Here is a 21,921-nt window from a genome sequence, read left to right on the forward strand (position 1 = left end):
GGCAGCGCACGTCGTTAGCGACGCAGGCTAAGCAGCGCCCCGATAAAAATCCCTACCGCTGCGGCGGTTCCTACGCTACACCAGGGTTTTTCACGCACAAACGTATCCGCGCACCCCATCGCATCACAGGCGGCTTGTTTTACGCGAGTACGACCCTGCATCCGCGCCCGGGTCTCTTTCAGCAACGACTGTGCTTTACGTCGCGCAGCCTCGGCTTCGTCTTTCGCATCGCTTCCCCAGGATTTAAGGACATCTTCCAGACTGTCGGCTAATCGATTGACATCATTCTGAATATCCTGAACACCATCATCGACGTCGTTTCGGTTCGGTTTGTTAAGCATATGATCCTCCATTGATTTCGATGTAGCTTTCAGTGTAGTTCATATTTTTACCTGCTGAGGCTTGTTACGGCGATATCATGCGTTTCTGGACTTTTCTGAAAGCGTTGATAACGCGCTATCGGGTAAGGTAAGCCCGCAGTACAAGAGAATGAGGATAAAATATGTATTTACGACCTGACGAGGTGGCGCGGGTACTGGAAAAGGCAGGGTTTACCGTCGATGTGGTGACGAATAAGACGTATGGTTATCGACGCGGCGAGAATTATGTTTATGTTAACCGCGAGGCGCGTATGGGGCGTACCGCGCTGATCATTCACCCCAGATTAAAAGACCGTAGCTCATCACTGGCTGACCCGGCTTCGGATATTAAAACCTGCGATCACTACCAAAATTTTCCGCTCTATTTAGGCGGCGAGACCCACGAACATTACGGTATTCCCCACGGCTTTAGCTCCCGAATAGCGTTAGAACGTTATCTGAACGGGCTTTTTGGCGACGAAAAAAGCGACTAAAAGCGCGACTGGCAATGCCAGTCGCGACGTTAACTTACGCCTTAGCCTGATGATAGCTGCTCACTTTAAACAGGCGGCGACAATAATCCAGGAAGTAGCCATAAACCGCGCCCATTAACATTGAAACAACAATGTTTGAACTCACGGCGGCCACTATCTGATGCCAGCCGGCGCCGACGGTCAGCAAGATGATAATATAAACGGGTGACTGAAAGGTGACATAAGCCAATACATCCGCCAGGTTTTTGGCCCATCCCGCCGGGCTTGCCTTACGCGCGACGCGCATAATCAGATCGCGGTAAACGCCGTATGGCCATGCAATCAAAATGTTGACAGGTATCGCTACCAGCCTGGAAGAAAGCGACTGCTCAAAGCTCATTCCGGAGAGGAATATCTCGATCAACATGTTCACAACAGAACAGTAAACAACCATCGCAAACGTGTCTGCTACGGCATGACGCAAGCGTGACTGTGGAGAGAACATGTTAATGCTCCTTGTAGTGTATCAATCAGAATGAGGTGATGGTTGGTAGTGAAATCATAAAGCACTTTTGTCTTTGCATAGAGTATATCCCTATATAATAACTATCAACTAGTGCAATATTTTTATTTATAGACTTTTTGTCGATAAAATACTCTGTGGTTGTGTGTTTTTTACTCGCGGCGAGATTTTCGTTGTTGTTAGTTATTAATTACTTTTAAATCAATGCATTATAATGCATTGTTTTTCTGGCGATTTTCAGCCACATTCCAAATGTTGTCAGATGCGATGTATTCTCGGCTAACGGCACGCGCTCTACTTTTCTCAGCATAATTATAGCTATTGCAGGCTGATTTTTAGCATAAAGCTCTGATGATGATTTTTGAATGGTTAATCTCTTATTGTGCTGAAATATTCACTTCTGTATAAGGTCAGCCACCGTGAGGGTCACCGTGGTTACTGAGATACGCAATACGCTATATACGCTATGGATTTCGAGTTGCTTAAAGGCGGCAAGGGAGTGAGTCCCCAGGAGTATAGATAACGATGTGACTGTGGGGAGCGACAAATCTGCCGGGAGCAGATTTGAACGTCGCGTGCGACGACCCGTCAGGGCGAGGCCCATGGATGAGCCGGGTAATCCGTAGCCAACACATAAGCAACTTGAAGAATGAAGGGTATAAACAGCCGAACGGGAAACCTACAGATATACCGTAGGCAGAATAACCTGAAACACACAGGGGGTAATGAATATAACCTTCTGGTTAACAGATTAATATAATTAATCGAGTTATACTGAGTATATCTGTATGAACTTTAGGATCTGGAAATATAATCAATAATCGCATACAATACCGCCTGTAATAGTTTTTGTTTTCTGCGTTAAAAGGTTTTTATTGATATGAATTTGATGTTACAGAACTTAAATAATATCCGCACGCTGCGCGCTATGGCTCGCGAATTCTCCATTGACGTTCTTGAAGAAATGCTCGAAAAATTCAGGGTTGTCACTAAAGAAAGACGCGAAGAAGAAGAATTGCAGCAACGCCAGCTTGCCGAGAAGCAGGAGAAAATTAATGCCTTTCTGGAGCTGATGAAAGCAGACGGTATTAACCCGGAAGAGTTATTTGCCATGGATTCAGCAATGCCGCGTTCTGCTAAAAAGCGCCAGCCGCGTCCGGCAAAATATCGTTTTACTGATTTCAATGGCGAAGAAAAAACCTGGACCGGACAAGGTCGTACGCCTAAACCGATTGCCCAGGCGCTGGCGGCGGGGAAATCTCTGGATGATTTCTTAATCTAATCACGGATAACCTTTAACAGATGGCGCTTCGTTTCCTGTCTCTATTAACCGGGACTCAGGGAACGTTGCGCCATGCTCATTCTGATAAATCAGCACACGCCAAAATCGCCCTCTTCGCAATAGGGGGTGACATCTGCCGCTTTGAGGAGCAATTTTTCGCCCGGCTCATTACCGACCTGTACCGCGACAATATGATCCTCGTTGACTTCAATCACTTTCAGTTTCGGCCCACCCATTCGGGGCTGTACGATATCGCCTGGTGTGAACATCACGCCCTCCTGTTGAACAATGCTATAAACCCGCCTTCAGTCTACTACACACTTACCGACGCGTGGTGAAGGTATCGCTTAATGAGTACGGCTATTCCAGGGCATTTTTTCCAGTAGTCGCGCCATTCCGCAGAAGCCGGTCATGCCTGCCAGCATTAACCCGGCCCCGACAAAACCGCTAATGAGGAAAAAGCCGCCGTGGACCGTATAGCCCAGAATCACCCCAAGCAACGTCAACCCGCCGGCGGCGATTTGCACCTGACGCATCAGTGGCAACGGTTGCGATTTGTCTTCTGTGACGGGCAATCCTGCCGCTTTCCATCCGTCGATGCCGCCTTCCAGTAGACTGACCTGAGCAGGGGCGGCAATGGCCTGTAGTTTTGCTGCATTGCTGCTGGTTCGTTTACCTGACTGACAGTGAAAAATAATCTGTTCCGCTCGCAGGTTGGCGGGCAAATCGCCCTGTTCAAGCCGGGAAAGCGGCGCCAGTTGCGCATGTGGAATATGCTCGCGCAGATATTCATCGGCGTCGCGCACATCAATCAGTTTCGCGCCTTGCGCTATCAGCGCTTGCGCCTCACGGGGGGAAACTATCCCAATGGACATCGTGCCTCCTTATGGACAATAGAGATTCTTTAACGTGGCGATAATCGTATTAACCGCCTCATTTTTAATGAAATAGTGAATGCGCTGGGCATCGCGTTGACTATCAATCAGCCCTTCTTCCCGCATCCGCGCCAGATGTTGCGACGTCGCGGAGGGGCTTAGCCCGGTAATGCGCGCCAGTTCGCCTGCGCTGGTTTTTGGCGAACCGCAAAGCATACATAAAATCAGTAATCTTTTTGGGTGGCTCATCGCTTTGAGCAGGGCCGCCGCCTGTTCTGCGCTGGCCTGAAGTTGTTCAAGCTCTGTCATAGTTATTTAAGTATTTTCTAAATTTAGTTAATTCTAAAATAAACATCAACCTGATGCCAGCGTAAAAAGCGTAAAGGAGGGTAAAAGCGCGGCGCGCGACTGGCAGGCTCAGGTAAACTGACTATGCTTAGAGATAAAATCTCTTTTTAAACAATGACTAATTTTGCTTGTATGGAGTGTATATGGGTTTCTGGAGAATTGTATTTACGATTATTTTGCCTCCGCTCGGCGTACTTTTAGGAAAAGGGTTCGGTTGGGCATTTATCCTTAATATCCTGCTGACATTACTCGGATATATTCCGGGGCTTATCCACGCATTTTGGGTTCAGATGCGTCATTAATTACCGGCCACCGGCGGCGCATAAGCGCCGCTTATCAGGATAACCTCATTCCCTCTGCTACACTTTTCTTTGTGTGTATTTTTGACAAGCGAGGTGAATATGGGACTTTTCAATTTTGTAAAAGATGCAGGTGAAAAACTCTGGGACGCGGTAACCGCTAATCATGATAAGGACGATCAGGCGAAAAAAGTCCAGGAACATTTAAATAAAACGGGAATACCCGACGCTGATAAAGTGAATGTGCAAATTGCGGATGGAAAAGCGACAGTGACGGGGGATGGGCTGAGTCAGGAGGCAAAAGAAAAAATTCTGGTTGCCGTGGGGAATATCGCCGGGATTAGCAGCGTTGACGATCAGGTTAAAACCACGACGCCAGCGGCTGAAAGTCAGTTTTATACCGTAAAATCAGGCGACACCCTGAGCGCTATTTCAAAGCAAGTGTATGGTAACGCCAATCTGTATAATAAAATCTTCGAGGCAAATAAACCGATGCTGAAAAGCCCGGAAAAAATATATCCGGGACAAGTGTTGCGTATTCCTGAAGAATAATGGCTATCAAGCCGCGCCTGGCTACATTTTTCCTGCCATCGCCTGGCGAATAATGGGAATCGGCGTCAGCAAATGCTGACGCATTAATTCGCTGGCGCGTGCCGCCTCGCGCGCCAGTATCGCTTCGGTTAGCGTGTGATGCTGGATATGTTTATCTTCCAGCATCTCGACGGACAGAACGGTTTCACGTAACCAAATAAAGCGGTAGCGGGCCGCCAGGTCAAATAAGCGTTCGCGCATCTGTAGCAGATAGTGGGAGCCGCACCCGGCGACAATGGCGGAATGGAACGCCTGGTGGCGCTGGTCCCATTCATCGAGCATATGTTCACTGGCATCGCTGGCTTCCAGTTTACTGAGCATATGCGCTCGCGCCAGGATCTCCGCCTCCCACGCATCATCGCCGCGTTCAATCGCCAGGCGTACCAGCATCGCTTCCATATTGGCGCGCGCGTCAAAAATATCGAGGAGTTCCGCCTCTGACATGGATGCCACGCGATAGCCTTTTTGATTCACCACGGTGACCAGCCGTTCCGCCACCAGTTGCGACAGCGCCTCACGCAGCGGCCCTACGCCGAGCGCATAGCGGGCGGTTAATAAACTCATCCGCAGTTTCTCATCCGGCTGATAAGTGCCGCGAATAATGTCATTTTTAAGCCAGCGATAGCCATCTATGGCCGTCGGTTGGGAAAGGGCGGTCATCTTTTACTCCTGAGAAGCTTCCCGGCTGACGCCGGGAATAACTAACGTAGGTTTTGCAGGGGGGCTTTTTGCCACCTTATCAGTTTTTTCCAGCGAGACATAATGGGGACAGTACCTATTATGCCCAGCCCTAACAGCCCCGTCGAAATGACTTCTAATTGCTGTGCCGGTCGAAATAGCATCACCACCAGGACAAAGCAGATAAAGCCGATAACCAGCCAGGTGAGCCACGGATAAAGCCACATTTTCAGCTTAATTTCTCCGCCCTGCGCCAGCAGAATTTTACGCATTCGCAATTGCGAAATCGCAATCACCAGATAGACCAGCAGCGCGATGGCGCCAGAACTGTCGATAAGAAATTTAAACACTTTTGCCGGGGCGTAATAATTGACGATAACGGTTAAAAACGCCGCGCCGGTAGAGAGGAGAACCGCCACCCAGGGCGTTTTGCTACGGTTAGTTTTTCCCATTATCGCAGGCGCATCGCCGCGGCGGCTAAGGGAATAGAGCATCCGGGAGGCGGTATATAATGCGGAGTTCAGACAACTGGTCACCGACAATAAAATCACGCAGTCCATAATGAATTTTGCGTGCGGAATATGAAGCAGCTCCAGTACCGAACGGTACGAACCTACGCTTTTCAGACCCGGCATATTCCACGGGATCAGCGCCACCACCACAAAAATGGAACACAGGTAAAAGATGGAAATTCGCCAGATAACAGAATTGGTGGCGCGTACGATATGTTTATCCGGCGTATCGGATTCCGCGGCAGCAATAGTGACGATTTCCGCGCCCATAAAAGAGAACATGGTGATCAACATGGCGCTTAACACCGCGCCGAAGCCGTTAGGCATAAAACCGCCGTGATCCCAGAGCCGGGAGATACCGCTTACCTCGGCATACGGATAAAAACCGCTAATCGCCGTCGCGCCCAGCGCGATAAACGCCAGAATGGCAATTACTTTACATAGCGCCAGCCAGAATTCGAACTCGCCGTAATTTTTGACGCTCAATAAATTGCTTCCGGTTAAGGCAAGCGTAATCACTAATGAAAATAGCCACACCGGAATACCCGGTATCCATGAATTCAGAATAATGGCGGCAATATTGGCCTCCAGCGGAATAACCAGTACCCAAAACCACCAGTATAACCAGCCGATGGTATACCCGGCCCAGGGGCCGATCGCTTTATCCGCATAGGTGGAAAAAGAACCGGTATCCGGCGTGGCGACGGCCATTTCAGCCAGCATTCGCATAATCATGACGACTAAAAGTCCTGCGAACAGATAGGCCAGCAGTACCGCAGGGCCGGCCTCCGCAATCGCCACGCTGGAACCGACAAACAGGCTGGCGCCGATGACGCCGGCGATCGATAACATGGTGACGTGGCGTGATTTCAGCCCGCCCCCTAATGCATGTGATTCTGACAATTGCCCCATCCTAAAACCTCTTTATTGTTATTGCGCTCGTTTACCGGATGGCGCCTGGCTTATTCGGCCTACAATCGAAACGGTTTTTGTAGGCCGGATAAGACAGTTACGTCGCCATCCGACGCTGCTTATTGGACATTACGCTTGTTTCGCCTCATCAAAGCACTGGGCGATAATCTCCAGGCCTTGCCGAATCTGCGAGGCCTCAATAGTGAGTGGAACGAGGATGCGCAAGATGTTGTAGTAAGGACCGCAGGAGAGCAGAATTAACCCTTTCTCGCGGGCGCGGGCCACAATGTCGGCGGTCAGAGTCGCGTTCGGTTTGCCGGGGGCGCCATTTTCAAACAACTCAATGGCGATCATGGCGCCCAGTCCGCGCACGTCGCCAATCTCACGGTGCGTTTCCGCTATCTCCATCAGGCCATCGCGCAGCGTTTTGCCAAGCGTATTTGCCTTTTGCAGTAAATTTTCCTGCTCGAAAATGTCCAGTACCGCCAGCGCGGCGGCGCAGGCAATCGGGTTTCCGGCATAGGTGCCGCCCAGCCCGCCCGGCGCGATAGCGTCCATCACGTCTGCCCGGCCGGTAACGCCTGCCAGCGGAAAGCCGCCAGCGATCGATTTCGCAAACGTGGTAATATCTGCCGCAACGCCCATCTGTTCCATGGCGAACAGCGTACCGGTCCGGCCCGCGCCGCTTTGCACTTCGTCGGCAATCAACATAATGCCGTGTTGGTCGCATAGCGCGCGCAGTCGCTGCATAAACGCGGGAGAGGCAGCGTAAAATCCGCCTTCGCCCTGTACCGGCTCAATAATAATGGCGGCGATATCTTCCGGCGCGGCATCATTTTTAAAGATGCGTTCAATGCTGGCGATCGCGTCGTCGTCGCTGATGTTGTGTAGCGGGCAAGGATAAAGCGCGCGGTAGACATGGCCTGGCATCAATCCCATTCCAGCAGAGTACGGGTGTACTTTCCCGGTCAGAGAGAGCGTGTAGTGGGTACGACCGTGGTAAGCGCCGCTAAACGCGATAGCGCCGCTGCGTTTTGTCGCCGCGCGGGCGATTTTCACCGCGTTTTCAACCGCTTCTGAACCGGTCGTGACCAGCAACGTTTTTTTGGCGAAATCGCCCGGTACCTTCTGGTTCATGCGTTCGCACAACGCCAGGTACGGTTCATAGGCCAGCACCTGAAAACAGGTATGCGACAATTTCTTCAACTGCGCTTCGACCGCTGAAACAATGCCCGGATGTAAATGACCGGTGTTCAGGACGGCAATGCCGCCCGCGAAATCGAGATACTCACGGCCTTCGACATCCCAGACCCGACAATTTTCCGCCCGCTCGGCGAAAATCGGGTGAATCTGCCCCACGCCGCGAGGAACGGCGTTATGACGGCGCTGCATTAAAGCGTTATTGGTATTCATTAGCGACTCTCCTGTTAAAGGCCGATGCACATATATTTGATTTCTAAATAATCTTCGATGCCGTATTTGGAACCTTCACGGCCTAATCCGGAGGCCTTAATACCGCCGAAAGGCGCGACTTCGTTGGAGATAATGCCGGTATTAATACCGACGATGCCGTATTCCAGCGCTTCGCCGACGCGGAAAACGCGGCTTAAATCGCGTGCATAAAAATAGGCTGCCAGGCCGAACTCGGTATCGTTAGCCTGCCTGATGACATCCGCCTCGTCGCTGAAGCGGAACAGAGGCGCGAGCGGCCCGAATGTCTCTTCTTTGGCGACTTTCGCGTTATCAGGGACATCCGCCAGAATGGTCGGTTGAAAGAAGTTGCCGCCCAATTTGTGCGCTTCACCGCCCGTAATGACGCGGGCGCCTTTTTCCAGCGCGTCGGCGATATGCTCCTGGACTTTCGCCACGGCTTTTTCATCAATCAGCGGCCCGATAGCGACGTCGGCTTGCAGGCCGTCGCCGACCGCGAGCTTATTTACCGCCTGGTTGAGTTTTTCCGCAAAACGATCGTAAACGCCGTCCTGAACATACAATCTATTGGCGCAGACACAGGTCTGCCCGGCGTTGCGAAACTTCGAAGCCAGCGCGCCTTCGACGGCTTTATCCAGATCGGCATCGTCAAAGACGATAAACGGCGCATTGCCGCCCAACTCCAGCGACACTTTTTTAATGTCTTTGGCGCATTGTTCCATTAGCTGGCGGCCAATCTCCGTCGAGCCGGTAAACGACAGTTTGCGTACCAGCGGGTTGCTGGTCAGCTCGCCGCCGATATCGCCTGCCGAACCGGTAACGACGTTAAATACGCCTGCGGGAATTCCGGCGCGCCGGGCCAGTTCCGCCAGCGCCAGCGCGGAAAACGGCGTCTGGCTGGCGGGTTTGAGTACCATCGTGCAGCCTGCGGCCAGCGCGGGGCCGGCTTTACGGGTGATCATTGCCGAGGGAAAGTTCCACGGGGTAATCGCGGCGGTGACGCCGATGGGCTGTTTAATCACCAGCAGCCGTTTATCGGCCTGATGACCTGGAATCGTGTCGCCATAGATACGCTTCCCCTCTTCGGCGAACCATTCAATAAACGAGGCGGCGTAGCTAATTTCGCCTTTCGCTTCCGCCAGCGGTTTGCCCTGTTCCAGCGTCATCAGACGCGCCAAATCGTCCTGATGTTCCATCATCAGATTGAACCAGCGACGCAGGATATTGGCTCGCTCTTTGGCGGTGAGCGCGCGCCAGGCGGGCAGGGCGCGATTGGCGGCGTTGATGGCGTCGCGCGTCTCTTCCGCCCCCATTTTGGGCACATTGCCAAGCGGTTTCCCGTTGGCGGGGTTGCTCACGGGGATGACATCGCCGCCGCGCGCATCGCGCCAGTCGCCATCGATAAAGGCCTGCTGGCGGAACAGGGTAGAGTCGTTAAGTTGCATAATTGCTTCCTGTCTGAAGGGTTAACGGGTAAATGCGGCGTGTAGTGCGTCCACGCTGCGTGCCGCACGCAGCGTACGTCCGGGGTTGCTCTGGCTTTCGCGTAGCGCCTGAACTTTGCTGACGATATGCGCGCCGATAGGTATCGCGGATGTCGCCGCCGGGGAGGGGGCGTTACAGGTGTGAATGGAACGCGGCGTCGTGACAAACAGAAAATCATCAATCAGTTTGCCGTCCGGTGAAACCGCCTGCGCCCGCACGCCTGCCGGCCAGGGCTGGAGATCGTTGACGGTCAGGCTGGGGCAATACTTTTGTACTCGCCGCAAATAGCCGCTTTTGCATAGCGAGTTTTTCATCTCGCCCAGTCCGGAAAGCAGATGGTTTTGCAGTACGCGGCGAATGCCGGCGGAGCGGAAAATCTCCAGGGTGTCGGTGAAGGAAACGTCGCGCTTACGGTAGCCTTCGCGTTTAAGCGCCAGCACCGCATTCGGCCCGACCGTAACGCTGCCGTCGATCATGCGGGTAAGATGGACGCCGAGAAACGGCATTGCCGGATCGGGGATCGGGTAGATCAAATGGTTAACGATCCGGTTGTGTCGCGGGGCCAGACGAAAGTACTCGCCGCGGAAAGGGCAGATAATAAAACCGGGCTCCACGCCCAGCATTTTGACCAGCCGATCCGCCATCAGTCCTGCACAGCCGATAAGCGTAGCGGTTTCGATTTCCCGACCTTGCGAGGTGCGAATGACAACGCCAGCGGCATGTTCTGTTAGCGCGCTGACCTCGGCATGGTAGATGATCTCGCCGCCTTTGGCCTGAAAGCGGTTCGCCATGGCCGTCGCGACATCGCGATAGCTGACAATCCCGCTGGAAGGGACAAAAATCCCGCCCAGGCCAATGATATTGGGTTCGCGTTCACGCAGCTCCGCCGCGCTTAACCACTCGCGCTCTAAGCCGTTGGCCGCCGTCCGCTCCCATAGCGCGCGCATCCGCGCCATTTCCAGCTCCGAGGTGGCGACCAACATTTTGCCGCAGGTGTCGTAGCGGATGTTGTTTTGATCGCAAAAGGTTTTGGTCGCCTGATTGCCCGCCAGACAAAACCGCGCTTTGAGGCTGCCGGGCGTGTAGTACACCCCGGCATGGATCACGCCGCTGTTATGCCCGGTCTGGTGGCAGGCTGGCGCGGACTCTTTTTCCAGCAACGCGATGCGCGCATCCGGGTAGACATCAATAAGTTGCATGGCGGTCGACATGCCGATAATGCCGCCGCCGATAATCACAAAATCATACATCCGCGTAATTCCTTCGCCGTGGCGCTTATTGGTGAGTTTGATAATGGCTGGCGGCGTAGGCGAAGTAACCTCGCTGGCGCATCAGCTCGCGACGCAAGTCAGGATGCGGCGTAAAACGATCGCGTCCATGTAGCCAGAACAGATTGTTAATCAGCAGGAATTTGCCGACCGGTACCGGCACGGAGAGGATGTTTTGACTGGTTTCCAGCGCGTCTGAAAGCTCGCTGAGCCAGACGCCTTCTTCAAAGTCTTTTGGCTGGACGAACTGGTCGATATAACGCATGACCGGGCGGCCTTGTTGGTCGACATCAAACACCGGGTGCCAGACGTCATGGCTAACATTCTTGCTTGGCGGCGCCGCCCAGCGCATGACGCGACGCGCCAGCGGATGGGTAAAAAACGACTCCAGATGTTCCCAGTCATCAAGGTGCAGCAGCAGCGAATTACCGCCTTCCATATTTTGTTCGTCGATTTTCATCATCAGCACGTAGTCGGTCACCTCCTCAACATAGGTACCGTCATTGTGCAGTTCCATTACGCGGTGGGGCTGGCGCAGATAACTGTCGGAGTTGTCGACGTTTTTGACCACGAAACGCGCGTAATACTGGCCGCTCATCGCATCGTAGTTGGAGCGACCAATAAGATGCGCCACCGCCGTCGCCAGTTTGACCATCTCTTCTGCCTGTGCGACATCATCGATCCCTTCGGCGCTGATCAACAGCGCGCCTTGTGCACGGTTGAGGAGCGTTTTGATCAACAGCGGTTGTAGCTGATTGCCGCACAGATCGTCGAGGATCTTGCCGATTTTAAAACGTAAGAAAGATTTGTATTCCAGCGCCTGCACCGGCCACTGCGCAACCTGGTGGAGAAATTGTCTTGTGGTATCCGCCGTAAACGTTAACGCCAGCAGGCGCGGCGACTGCGCCGAAGGGGCAAGAGTGAAACCAGTATGGCGTTGGGCTAAATCATCTGTGTTCGCTTTTACGGCAGTCAGTGCATTCATCAGAATCATTCCTCTCGGTAGATGGTCAGGGAGACATGGCGATGCTCATTTCGTAGCCATAAATTAAAAATATCGACATTTTCCAGGAACGCGTATGAAATAACCGCTTTTGTTTAATTATTGTGATCAAAAACAACAAATATTTAACAATGCGAAAGGTGAGGTTAACGGCGCCACGAGCCTGACAACGGCAAGAAGGGGTATAAAATGAGCGAGTTATGGAAAGAGTGATGCTGGCGGGGTTGCCCGGCCTGGCACATGAGCGCGTAGGCCGGACAAGTACAACGTATTTCAGCAGTCAATTAACCGGCGTCAACCTGCGGTTTACGGCTGTGTTTACGGATCAGACGTAACACTGGCGGTACGACAATGACCATGATCGCCATGATCAGCAGGGCTTTGGCAACGCCGCTTTGCCACAAAATCGCCATATTGCCGTTACTGATGGAGAGTGCGCGACGCAGGTTCTGCTCCAGCATTTCCCCCAGTACGAATCCCAGGATCAGCGGCGACATGGGGAAGTGCATTTTACGTAAAATGTACCCTAACACGCCGAGCGCGACCATCAGCACCAGATCGAAGGTGGTGCTGTGTACCGCATACACCCCTACCGCCGATACGGCAGCGATGGCGGGTACCAGGAACCACAGCGGAATGGTGAGCATACGGGTGAACAGACCGATCAACGGGATATTCATGATCAGCAGCATCACGTTCGCAATCAGCAGCGCAGCGATGAGTCCCCAGACGATATCCGGCTGTTCGGTGAACATCGCCGGGCCTGGCGTGATGTTGTACAGCGTCAGCGCCCCCATCATCACTGCCGTAGTGCCGGAACCGGGAACGCCCAGCGTCAGCATCGGGATGAAGGAGCCGCAGGCAGAGGCGTTGTTTGCCGCCTCCGGCGCCGCGACGCCGCGAATATCCCCTTTGCCGAAGCTATCGCTGTTGCCGCTGAGTTTTTTCTCGGTCATATAGGTAATGGCGCTGGCGATGGTCGCCCCGGCGCCGGGCAATACGCCGACAAAAAAGCCGATTACCGAAGAACGCAGGGTGGTGCCGATACACTGCGCGCCTTCTTTCAGGTTGAACAACATTCGACCCGTTTTGCGGACCATTGTTTGCCCGCTGCTGGTATGTTCCAGCATTAAAAGTATTTCTGATACCGAGAACAGGCCGATCACCACGACGATAAACTGTACGCCGTCGGAAAGATGAACGCTGTCAAAGGTAAAGCGATAAACCCCGGTGTTGGCGTCGACGCCGACGGTCGCAAGGCCAAGACCGATCAGCGCTGCCAGAAATGATTTAAGCGGGTTTTGCGCCATCATGCTGCCAAGACAGGCGATGGCAAAAACCATTAAGGCGAAATATTCCGCAGGACCAAAGGCCAGCGACCATTGCGCCAGTAAAGGGGCGAACAGAATGATGCCGCCGATAGCGATTAATGAACCGAAAAATGAGCTGACTGCGGAAATCGACAGCGCTACGCCGCCTTTCCCTTGCTGCGCCATTGGGTAACCGTCCAGCGCCGTCATGATCGCCGCCGCATCGCCGGGGACGTTGAGCAATATGGAGGAGATCCTGCCGCCATACTCACAGCCAATGTACACCGTCGCCAGCAGAATTAGCGCCGACTCCGCAGGCAGATGCAACGCAAAGGCCAGCGGCAGTAAGATTGCCACGCCGTTGATCGGTCCCAGGCCCGGCAGCAGACCGACGATCGTGCCCACGAAGCAGCCAATCAACGCGATAACCAGGTTTTCCGGCGTCATCGCCACCGCAAAACCCTGAGAAAGATATATCCAGGTATCCATCGTTGCTCCGTTAACTCAGCCAGGCGCCGAGAGGTAAGGTGACATCAAGCAGCCGGTCAAAGGCATACCACAGCAGAATACCTAATACCGCGCCGGAGATACCCGCCGCCGGAATCGTGGCGCCGAACAGCATCCCGATAACCATGGTGAGAAGCGCGGTGGCGATGGGAAAACCCAGCCATTCGAATCCCCAGGCATACATCAGCAGGATGATGATCATGGTAATTAGCTTTTGCAGAACATGACGGCGCGGCCAGCTCACCGTGTCGGGATGGCGCAATAACAGCGCCAGCGCGCAGAGCGCCATCAGGCCGATAATCCCCAGCGGAAAAGGGCGGGGGCCGACGGGTTCATAGCTGTATTCGCTTTGGATCTGCCAGGCGATGAATAGCCCGGCGATACAGAGCAACAGCCAGATACCCGCAAAGATACGATCGCTCATCATTGCCTCCGCGATTATTTCGCGAGTCCGAAGGCTTTCGCCTGTTCACGGTAATCAGTAACCTGTTTTTTCACGTAGTCATCGAGCTGCTGGCCGGTCATGTCGAACTCAAACAGGCCGCGCAGATCGCGCTGCTTTTTAAACTCGTCGGTTTGCTGGAGCTTCTTGAAGGTATCCACCCACCACTGGTAATCGGCATCGCTGACTTTGGGCCCGACGTAGAAGCCGCGAATAATCGGCCACACCAGGTCGTAGCCCTGTTCTTTAGCGGTAGGGATATTGGCAAGCTGGCCCGGCAGACGATTTTCTGAAAAGACGGCAAGCACGCGGATTTTGTCGCCGCCCAGATAAGGCACCATTTCACTGAGATCGCCGGAGACAACCTGAACATGGTTGCCCATTAATGCCGTCACCGGCTCGCCGCCGCCCTCAAAGGCAACGTAGCGCATCTTGTGCGGGTCGACGTTCGCCTTTTGCGCCAGCAACGCCGACTTCATCCAGTCCTGGCTGCCAATAGAGGCGCCAGCGCCAATGACCACGCTGTTGGGATCTTTTTCCATCGCCGTCATCAGATCTTTCAGCGTCTTCCACGGGGAATCCGCACGCACGGCGATCATGCCGTAATCAGTGCCCACGCTTGCCAGCCAGCGCACATCATCCACGCCGTAGCGACCAAATTTCCCCTGCGACAGGTTGAGCAGCGAACCGCCGGAAAAGGCGACCACAGTCCCGGGTTCGCCAGGGCGTTGGGCGACTATCGCGTTATAGGCCACAGCGCCGACGCCGCCGGGCATATACGTTACCCGCATGGGTTTCTCGATAGCGCCAGTCTCCAGCAAACTCACCTGAATCAGCTTACAGGTGAGGTCGAAACCGCCGCCAGGTTTGGCTGGTGCGATACATTCCGTTCGCGACGGCGCCTCCTGCGCCAGAACAGAGGTACTCATTAATAAAATGCTTGCAGTAAGGGTACGAAGTAATTGTTTTTTCATTTTTTATCCTCACGCCGGACGTCCGGATTTTTCAGGTTCGGAAGAAGATTTTTGTGATTATGTGAGCCGACATGTAGCAGTTCGGTTGCGTGATTGTTAAAACAATAACCTTTCAATTCCCTTTCAATGCGGCAGAAACTTTACAGGATGTGATATGCGTCTCTTATTGGCGGAAGATAACCGTGAGCTGGCTCACTGGCTGGAGAAAGCGCTGGTGCAAAACGGCTTTGCCGTGGACTGCGTATTTGACGGCCTGGCGGCTGACCATCTTCTGCACAGTGAAATGTACGCGCTGGCGGTGCTGGATATCAATATGCCGGGAATGGATGGACTGGAGGTGGTGCAACGGCTGCGTAAACGCGGTCAGACCTTGCCCGTTTTGCTGCTCACGGCGCGAAGCGCGGTGGCGGATCGCGTAAAAGGTCTCAACGTCGGCGCCGATGACTATCTGCCGAAACCCTTTGAACTGGAAGAACTGGATGCCCGTTTACGGGCCTTGCTGCGACGCAGCGCTGGGCAGGTCCATGAAGTTCAGCAACTGGGGGAATTGATCTTTCATGATGAAGGGTATTTTCTGTTACAGGGACAACCGTTAGCGCTGACGCCGCGTGAGCAGGCGCTCTTAACCGTATTGATGTACCGACGAACGCGGCCGGTTTCGCGTCAGCAGCTTTTTGAACAGGTGTTCAGCCTGAACGATGAGGTAAGCCCTGAAAGCATCGAACTTTATATTCATCGACTGCGTAAAAAACTCCAGGGAAGCGATGTACGAATTACGACGCTGCGCGGCCTGGGTTATGTGCTGGAGCGCGGCGATGAAGTGGGTTAAGCCGCAATCGTTGTACCTGCAACTCTTGCTGTTCCTGGGGTTGCCGCTGATTCTGCTATGGGGGCTGTCGGCGTTTAACAGCTATGTCAATGCGCTACAGGCCGCCACTCAGGCTTATGATCGTACGTTGCTCTCCTCGGCGCGAACGGTATCGGAACGGCTGGTGGTACGCAATAACCATCTGGAAGTTAACGTGCCCTGGGTGGTGCTGGATAGCTTCGAGCTTAATATGAATGATCGACTCTATTACAAAGTCGTCGACCCTTCCGGAAAGGTCATTTCCGGTTATGACGATCTGCCCGTCATGCCGCCCGCTACGCCCCGTACCCGGCTTTATCCGGCGCTGGCGTGGTTCTATCATACCGAGTATCGCGGCGAGGCGATCCGCGTGGCGCGTTTGCTACAGCCGGTCAACGAAGGCGGCATTATCGGCATGGCGGAGATTTATGTCGCAGAGACGCTGCAGTCCCGTCGTTATCTGGCGGGCCAACTGCTGTTCTCTTCCTGGATCTCACAGGGGCTGCTGGTGTTGCTGACCCTGGTGCTGGTTGGCTGGTTATTACGCCGGATCCTGCGCCCTATGCGTCAACTTTCATCATTAATGGTACGCCGCGAACCGGGTCTGTTAACGCCGCTGCCGGAACTGCTGCCGTGGTCGGAAACACGCTTGTTAATCGTGGCGTTTAATCGCTACATTGACAGGCTCCGCGGTATCCTTTCCCGGCAGGAACGCTTTAGCGCTGATGCTTCTCACCAGTTAAAAACGCCGCTGGCGGTGTTAAAAACGCAGGCGGCGGTGGCGTTAGCCAGCCGGCACCCTCATCACTGGTACGAAAGTCTGCAGGCGATGAGCGTAACGCTGGATAGCACCATTCAGCTCACGGAAAGATTGTTGCAACTTTCTGCGGTAAAGCATAAAGAGCAGGGCGAGCGGCGTTTTTCCCCGGTGAATCTGTACGATATCGTACAGAGCGGCTGTTTTACCCGCCTGGCGCAGGCACGGAGTAAACATATCGACCTGGGCTACGAAGGCGAACAGGAAGCGATGTGGATCGAGGGGGATGAGGTACTGCTTAGCGAGCTGTGCGGAAACTTGCTGGATAATGCGCTGAAATACACGCCTGAGCAAGGCATCGTCACCGCGCGGCTTGAACGGGATGGCGATGCCGTGACGCTGGTTGTCGAAGATAGCGGCCCCGGCATTGATGATGAACACATCCATCTGGCGCTACAGCCGTTCCACCGGCTCGATAACGTAGGAAATGTGGCCGGGGCGGGCATTGGTCTGGCTTTGGTCAATGATATCGCACGCCTGCACCGTACTCATCCCCATTTTTCCCGTAGTGAAGCGTTGGGAGGGTTATACGTTCGGATACGCTTTTTAAGCCTTGTTCCGCAGTAATGCGCACAAATGTGTCAGCGGTAAAGCACGTTTACAAAAAGTCGCATCTTGAGGTGTGACGTTTTAATCAAATGATCATACATTCCCCCTACAAACCGTAGCGTTAATTAAAATATAGTGGGTGCAGGGGCATGAATAATCATACTAAACGACGGGGAATAGCATTAACCGTCTTTCTTGTTGGGGTTAACATCCTGGCCTGGATTTGGGCGTTCTGTGTTTTTCATCACCATGCCGTCATGCTAAGCGCAGCCATACTGGCGTATAGCTTTGGGCTGCGTCATGCGGTTGATGCCGATCATATCGCAGCCATCGATACTGTCACCCGTAAACTGATGCAGCAGGGTAAAACGCCTTTAGGCGTGGGGGCATTTTTTTCATTGGGTCATTCGACCATTGTCGTTCTGGCATGTCTGGCGATTGTTGTGACGTCGATGGCATTTCGCGATCGTATTGATGTTTTGCATCAATATGGTTCATTGATCGGTACGGCTGTTTCCGCTTTTTTTCTGCTGGCGATGGCCCTGCTTAACCTGTTTATTTTGTTCAACGTCTGGCGGCAATTTCGCTCGGTTACCCGCGGCGAGTCAGTGAGGGCGCATGACGAGGCGATACCTGGCGGGCTGATGACGCGTATATTTCAGCGTACGTTTCGTTTAGTCACTTCCAGTTGGCATATGTATTTTGTCGGTTTTCTGTTTGGTCTGGGATTTGATACCGCAACCGAGGTTGGGTTGCTGGGCATTTCCGCTTCAGCAGCCAACCAGGGGCTATCTCTCTGGTCGATGATGATTTTTCCTGTGCTGTTTACCGCCGGGATGGCGCTGGTGGATTCCCTAGATAACTTTGTCATGGTCGGCGCTTACGGTTGGGCTTTCTCGCATCCATTACGTAAGCTTTATTATAATATGACCATTACCGCCGCATCCGTCATTGTCGCGCTGGCGATTGGCGGGCTTGAGGCGCTGGGGTTGATTGATGATGCGTTACAGTTAAGCGGAACATTTTGGCAGACCGTAAGCACGCTTAACGATCATATGGGGAATGTGGGCTTCTGGGTAGTGGGCGCTTTCGTGCTATTCTGGCTGCTCTCGTTGTTGAATTATCGCTGGCGCGGCTATGATAAAATCACCCTCAATACCTGATTGATTTCTGTAAAAATAGCATTTCGGCAGTGGTGTCATATCATTGCCGAAGCATTTTATCTCCTGAGAGTATATTCTTCCCGGTAAGCGCGTTATTTTTCATGCTTGCCTTTCGTTATCAATTTAAGCAATCCGATATAACATACAATACCAAAAATAATAATAACAGTTGTATACCCAAGAATCAGCCAGTCTGCATGTGTCATAATATAATCCAGTTATCAGGTATCCCGTGTTAAGGCGATCTTTAAGCCTGTTGTCAGCAAGAACCACTGTACCCGTTCAGTGCTGTTGGCAATAACGTATTGTTTATGCACAAGAGCGTTGTTACAAATAACGTATACATTGAGCATAGACCTCACCCACATTTTTGTAATGCCATAAAGCAAGGCTACACCTTTAATCTACTGACGGTATGCCAGGCCAGAAGAGATAAAAGGGTAGTTGTCATCATCATCTGTTCCTGACGCCAGGTTAATGACACACACATATGAAAATGTATAACCGCTGCACGCTTTTTAGCACGTTATCTGTAACATACCGTGTTAATCAATTCCATAAAACCGAGTATAGTGTAAGTGAATTTCGAGTAATTGTCATTATGATTATATGGTGGTTAACTTATTTTTTAAATTCTGATTAAATTTCGTTTTTTATCAGTTCATCAGGATTTATGAAAAACCTGGGCGTAAAAACATATTTACGTCCAGGCTTTCTTCTTAGCAAATCGATTTCCCGGTAAAATAGGGGGTCGACCACATGCGCTTATATTCCCATTCAGGCCTTAGTATGCCGATGGAAAAAAGCAATTTTTTTTGTCTTTCCTGGCAGTAATGTCTGGCGCGGTTAATATTTAGCCACATCAGTATGCTGCCGGGACTGAGTGGCCTGAACTCATTTTTAATTGCACCATTAGATACGTCAAAGTAGACGTTCATCTGGCTTTCAGATTTCAGTACGATATCAAATGCACAAGGTATCCCTTCAATATAAAGAATATGCCCAAACAGAAGGTGATGCAGTTGACTAAAAAAGGTGGCAAGGTTATCAGCGGGATAGCAAGATAAAGTATTGCCGAAACGAGACTTAAATAACTCGATAAAAATATGAGTCAGTTCATCAGAAGAACAATCAGCAATGCTTTTTACACTACCGCCTTTTTTAAGAAATTGCTGATATTCATTACGGCGTCTTTTTTCAAACTTAGAAGAGAACGTTTCTTTGACCAGACAATTTTGTTTTTTTCTGGTGAGTTTCCATATGGCATTGCGTATTTGTGGCTGATGCAACGCCGAAAGCCGGTTAGTACGATCGGGTAAGAAGCAGCGTAAATCTGGTGCCATCGGAATAAGTATTTCATCTGACGATAGCGGGAAGGTTCTGCGCGTCAGGATGCCAATATTTTGATCATTACAGATAAAGTAGGCGCCTTTAATCTTATCGTCTTCTTTATAGTGGAAGAATTTAAAATGCCAGTTATGGCGCTTCATAAAATAATCCACAATATCTGGGTGCATATTGATACTACCGCCGTATTGCGTAAACACCTCCCGGTATAGGGTAAAGGAAGACGGCTGCCAGCGGGTTAATATACGCTTAACTTCTTGTATTTTCACCAAAACTCCTGACTTAGCTTACTGAAAATTCTATTTTGTATTATTTTTTTGCTCAACCAAATAAAAATGTGACAAATGTTTAGCTTGTATTTAATGGTTAACATGCTAATCGATGACGTTATGGTGAAGGGAATAAGATTAAGATGTTGATCATAGTATGAGTGAAAGCGACGGTTTAATGCCGCACTTTTCACTCGCAAGCCATTCTGTATTTAACCATTCAGTAGCGATACAGATTTCAAAAGATCCGCTGAACAGTAGCAGGATCTGCACATCCGCGTATGAAATAGTTCTACCGGGAGAGGCTGTTAACCTCTTGTATTATTGTATCCAGAATATGATAGCGTTTCCGATACTCTGCGCGTTTTTTGCTGGGGATACTTTCAGGCGCTTTACGCATCACCTGTGATGGCAGATGATATAAGGCACCTTTCTTAACGCCGTTTAGCGACTCCCAGAATTCACTATAGCTGGCCACAAAAGTTTTTTTCTTCTGGAATAAGTACCTGAGTTGACGATAAACATGGTTGTTTTCACTTACCGCATAAATCTCGTCGACATTACAGGCCTGCATCAATGTTGCAAATGCTTCATACAGCATCCGTTTAGGAAAGAGACCGTAACAATCTTTGGTGGCGTTACGTATGACTTGTGGGCCGACATGTTTACTGGGCCCTTGTAACCCGGCAACCAGCGCTATTTGCTTCCCTTCATGACGGATAAAGGAAAATGATAAACGTGCCAACGGCGTATCATTGAAGCACAGCGTTAATGTCAGTTCACCTTCCCTGTCATAGCCACAGGGACCGCAGTAGATATCTACCAGAGCACCGTTTTTTCCTTCCAGGTGAGCGAGTAAGATTTGTTCCTCGGACAGAAGGATCTTTTTAATTTTACTTTCCGGAAAGGACTGAACGAACTGGTAGTGTTCCAGAATAGCCCTTGCCCGGCAACGTATGCTAAGTCCGGTATACAAATAGGGCCGCTGGATTTTTGCCGGCAATAGTGGACGATGAATGATCAGCGTTCTGGGCTGAGACAGATGGCATAATTCATTGAAGTATTTAATTGTCGTTACGGGGTTAATAAGGCAACGTAATACAAATTTATAGCGAAACTTACGCTCTCCCCAGCGTTTATGGCGATAAGGCGTCTGCGCCATGACTTCTTTTAACATTAATAATGGATTATATCTTTCCATATCACTTTGCTGCATCGTCATACTACGTCCCTACTACTCGATAGACTTATAACCGAGACGGTAGCCTGATTGAGTTAAACGTAAAGGCAACGAAGAAGGCCTGTACAGACGACGTTGTTAAACAGTTTATCAATGGCAGCAATAAAACGCCTGAACACGCTTTTTAATAGATTTTCTGCTAATGAGTGGGATGAGTCCTGAACGTAGTATTAAAACGAATGCCGTATTTATTATTTTAAATAATGTTTATACTCTAAATAATTCGAGTTGCAGGAAGGCGGCAAGCGAGCGAATCCCCAGGAGCTTACTAAAGTAAGTGACTGGGGTGAGGGAACGCAGCCGCAGCACATGCAACTTGAAGTATGACGAGTATAAGCCAATATATTTATTTGGCTGGTATTGTGTAAGCCAGACAGCAAAGCGCCGTGATACGTGATTATGTAACCAGACGCAAAG

23 protein-coding genes are annotated in these 21,921 nt (G+C 51.5%); 7 read left to right on the plus strand and 16 right to left on the minus strand.

What is annotated here, in order from left to right; translation table 11 throughout:
* Positions 1-14: 14 nt before the first annotated feature.
* On the minus strand, positions 15-341 hold the full coding sequence (locus tag ABVN44_RS14650) for a DUF883 domain-containing protein (protein WP_023231813.1): 327 nt from the start codon (positions 339-341) through the stop codon (positions 15-17).
* Positions 342-502: 161 nt separating this feature from the next.
* Between ABVN44_RS14650 and ABVN44_RS14655 the strand changes: the two genes are divergently transcribed.
* Positions 503-853, plus strand: a complete 351-nt coding sequence (locus ABVN44_RS14655) for a DUF2002 family protein (RefSeq protein WP_000281304.1) — start codon at positions 503-505, stop codon at positions 851-853.
* Between the two features lie 34 nt (positions 854-887).
* On the opposite strand, the gene alaE is transcribed toward ABVN44_RS14655, so the two are convergent.
* Positions 888-1,337: an L-alanine exporter AlaE gene (gene alaE / locus ABVN44_RS14660; RefSeq protein WP_000492669.1), complete on the minus strand. Its 450-nt coding sequence runs from the start codon at positions 1,335-1,337 to the stop codon at positions 888-890.
* Positions 1,338-2,235: 898 nt separating this feature from the next.
* Here alaE and stpA point away from each other — a divergent pair.
* Entirely contained in the window at positions 2,236-2,637 is a 402-nt protein-coding gene (gene stpA, locus ABVN44_RS14665; RefSeq protein WP_001051100.1) for a DNA-binding protein StpA, read from the plus strand.
* 89 nt (positions 2,638-2,726) lie between these two features.
* Here the strand turns inward: stpA and ABVN44_RS14670 are convergent, their stop codons facing one another.
* The 3 genes from ABVN44_RS14670 to ABVN44_RS14680 all read right to left on the minus strand — a co-directional run bounded on the left by ABVN44_RS14670 (position 2,727) and on the right by ABVN44_RS14680 (position 3,821).
* Entirely contained in the window at positions 2,727-2,906 is a 180-nt protein-coding gene (locus ABVN44_RS14670; protein WP_001650453.1) for a hypothetical protein, read from the minus strand.
* Positions 2,907-2,984: 78 nt separating this feature from the next.
* Positions 2,985-3,512, minus strand: a complete 528-nt coding sequence (locus ABVN44_RS14675) for a rhodanese family protein (protein ID WP_001607345.1) — start codon at positions 3,510-3,512, stop codon at positions 2,985-2,987.
* Between the two features lie 9 nt (positions 3,513-3,521).
* Entirely contained in the window at positions 3,522-3,821 is a 300-nt protein-coding gene (locus ABVN44_RS14680) for a helix-turn-helix transcriptional regulator (RefSeq protein ID WP_000137432.1), read from the minus strand.
* A gap of 182 nt (positions 3,822-4,003) precedes the next feature.
* Here ABVN44_RS14680 and ABVN44_RS14685 point away from each other — a divergent pair, with 182 nt between their 5' ends.
* Entirely contained in the window at positions 4,004-4,162 is a 159-nt protein-coding gene (locus tag ABVN44_RS14685) for a YqaE/Pmp3 family membrane protein (protein WP_000508175.1), read from the plus strand.
* A 99-nt stretch (positions 4,163-4,261) separates the two neighbouring features.
* Positions 4,262-4,711 (plus strand): peptidoglycan-binding protein LysM, encoded by a 450-nt coding sequence (gene lysM / locus ABVN44_RS14690; protein ID WP_000522406.1) that lies wholly within the window; start codon positions 4,262-4,264, stop codon positions 4,709-4,711.
* Between the two features lie 21 nt (positions 4,712-4,732).
* Here the strand turns inward: lysM and csiR are convergent, their stop codons facing one another.
* From csiR to ABVN44_RS14735, 9 genes are all read right to left on the minus strand, one after another.
* Positions 4,733-5,410: a DNA-binding transcriptional regulator CsiR gene (gene csiR / locus ABVN44_RS14695; protein ID WP_000126152.1), complete on the minus strand. Its 678-nt coding sequence runs from the start codon at positions 5,408-5,410 to the stop codon at positions 4,733-4,735.
* Between the two features lie 41 nt (positions 5,411-5,451).
* The gene (gene gabP, locus ABVN44_RS14700) at positions 5,452-6,852 is read right to left on the minus strand and encodes a GABA permease (protein WP_000531282.1); all 1,401 of its coding nucleotides are present in this window, start codon (positions 6,850-6,852) and stop codon (positions 5,452-5,454) included.
* Between the two features lie 129 nt (positions 6,853-6,981).
* Positions 6,982-8,265: a 4-aminobutyrate--2-oxoglutarate transaminase gene (gene gabT, locus ABVN44_RS14705; RefSeq protein WP_131045316.1), complete on the minus strand. Its 1,284-nt coding sequence runs from the start codon at positions 8,263-8,265 to the stop codon at positions 6,982-6,984.
* Positions 8,266-8,279: 14 nt separating this feature from the next.
* Positions 8,280-9,728, minus strand: a complete 1,449-nt coding sequence (gene gabD / locus ABVN44_RS14710; protein WP_001176532.1) for an NADP-dependent succinate-semialdehyde dehydrogenase — start codon at positions 9,726-9,728, stop codon at positions 8,280-8,282.
* 21 nt (positions 9,729-9,749) lie between these two features.
* Complete coding sequence (gene lhgO / locus ABVN44_RS14715) at positions 9,750-11,018, minus strand: L-2-hydroxyglutarate oxidase (protein ID WP_023212485.1); 1,269 nt, start codon at positions 11,016-11,018, stop codon at positions 9,750-9,752.
* Positions 11,019-11,043: 25 nt separating this feature from the next.
* Complete coding sequence (glaH, locus tag ABVN44_RS14720; protein WP_000993100.1) at positions 11,044-12,021, minus strand: glutarate dioxygenase GlaH; 978 nt, start codon at positions 12,019-12,021, stop codon at positions 11,044-11,046.
* Between the two features lie 302 nt (positions 12,022-12,323).
* On the minus strand, positions 12,324-13,838 hold the full coding sequence (locus ABVN44_RS14725; RefSeq protein WP_000382034.1) for a tripartite tricarboxylate transporter permease: 1,515 nt from the start codon (positions 13,836-13,838) through the stop codon (positions 12,324-12,326).
* A gap of 10 nt (positions 13,839-13,848) precedes the next feature.
* Complete coding sequence (locus ABVN44_RS14730; RefSeq protein WP_001574835.1) at positions 13,849-14,283, minus strand: tripartite tricarboxylate transporter TctB family protein; 435 nt, start codon at positions 14,281-14,283, stop codon at positions 13,849-13,851.
* A gap of 11 nt (positions 14,284-14,294) precedes the next feature.
* Positions 14,295-15,272 carry a tripartite tricarboxylate transporter substrate binding protein gene (locus ABVN44_RS14735; protein WP_000744413.1) on the minus strand — a complete coding sequence of 326 codons (978 nt, stop codon included), beginning with the start codon at positions 15,270-15,272 and terminating at the stop codon, positions 14,295-14,297.
* Between the two features lie 154 nt (positions 15,273-15,426).
* Here ABVN44_RS14735 and tctD point away from each other — a divergent pair, with 154 nt between their 5' ends.
* The 3 genes from tctD to ABVN44_RS14750 all read left to right on the plus strand — a co-directional run bounded on the left by tctD (position 15,427) and on the right by ABVN44_RS14750 (position 18,648).
* Positions 15,427-16,101, plus strand: a complete 675-nt coding sequence (gene tctD / locus ABVN44_RS14740; protein ID WP_001237934.1) for a transcriptional regulator TctD — start codon at positions 15,427-15,429, stop codon at positions 16,099-16,101.
* The gene (locus ABVN44_RS14745) at positions 16,088-17,503 is read left to right on the plus strand and encodes a sensor histidine kinase (RefSeq protein ID WP_023231814.1); all 1,416 of its coding nucleotides are present in this window, start codon (positions 16,088-16,090) and stop codon (positions 17,501-17,503) included. The genes tctD and ABVN44_RS14745 overlap by 14 nt, the downstream gene beginning before the upstream one ends.
* A gap of 131 nt (positions 17,504-17,634) precedes the next feature.
* On the plus strand, positions 17,635-18,648 hold the full coding sequence (locus ABVN44_RS14750) for a HoxN/HupN/NixA family nickel/cobalt transporter (protein ID WP_001059351.1): 1,014 nt from the start codon (positions 17,635-17,637) through the stop codon (positions 18,646-18,648).
* 719 nt (positions 18,649-19,367) lie between these two features.
* Here the strand turns inward: ABVN44_RS14750 and ABVN44_RS14755 are convergent.
* The gene (locus ABVN44_RS14755) at positions 19,368-20,264 is read right to left on the minus strand and encodes an antimicrobial resistance protein Mig-14 (RefSeq protein ID WP_023231815.1); all 897 of its coding nucleotides are present in this window, start codon (positions 20,262-20,264) and stop codon (positions 19,368-19,370) included.
* 292 nt (positions 20,265-20,556) lie between these two features.
* Positions 20,557-21,486, minus strand: coding sequence for a VirK family antimicrobial peptide resistance protein (locus ABVN44_RS14760; protein WP_023231816.1), 930 nt, complete (start codon positions 21,484-21,486; stop codon positions 20,557-20,559).
* Between the last annotated feature and the right edge of the window lie 435 nt (positions 21,487-21,921).

The sequence above is a fragment of the Salmonella sp. SJTUF15570 genome (assembly GCF_043357055.1).
GTDB lineage: Bacteria > Pseudomonadota > Gammaproteobacteria > Enterobacterales > Enterobacteriaceae > Salmonella > Salmonella enterica.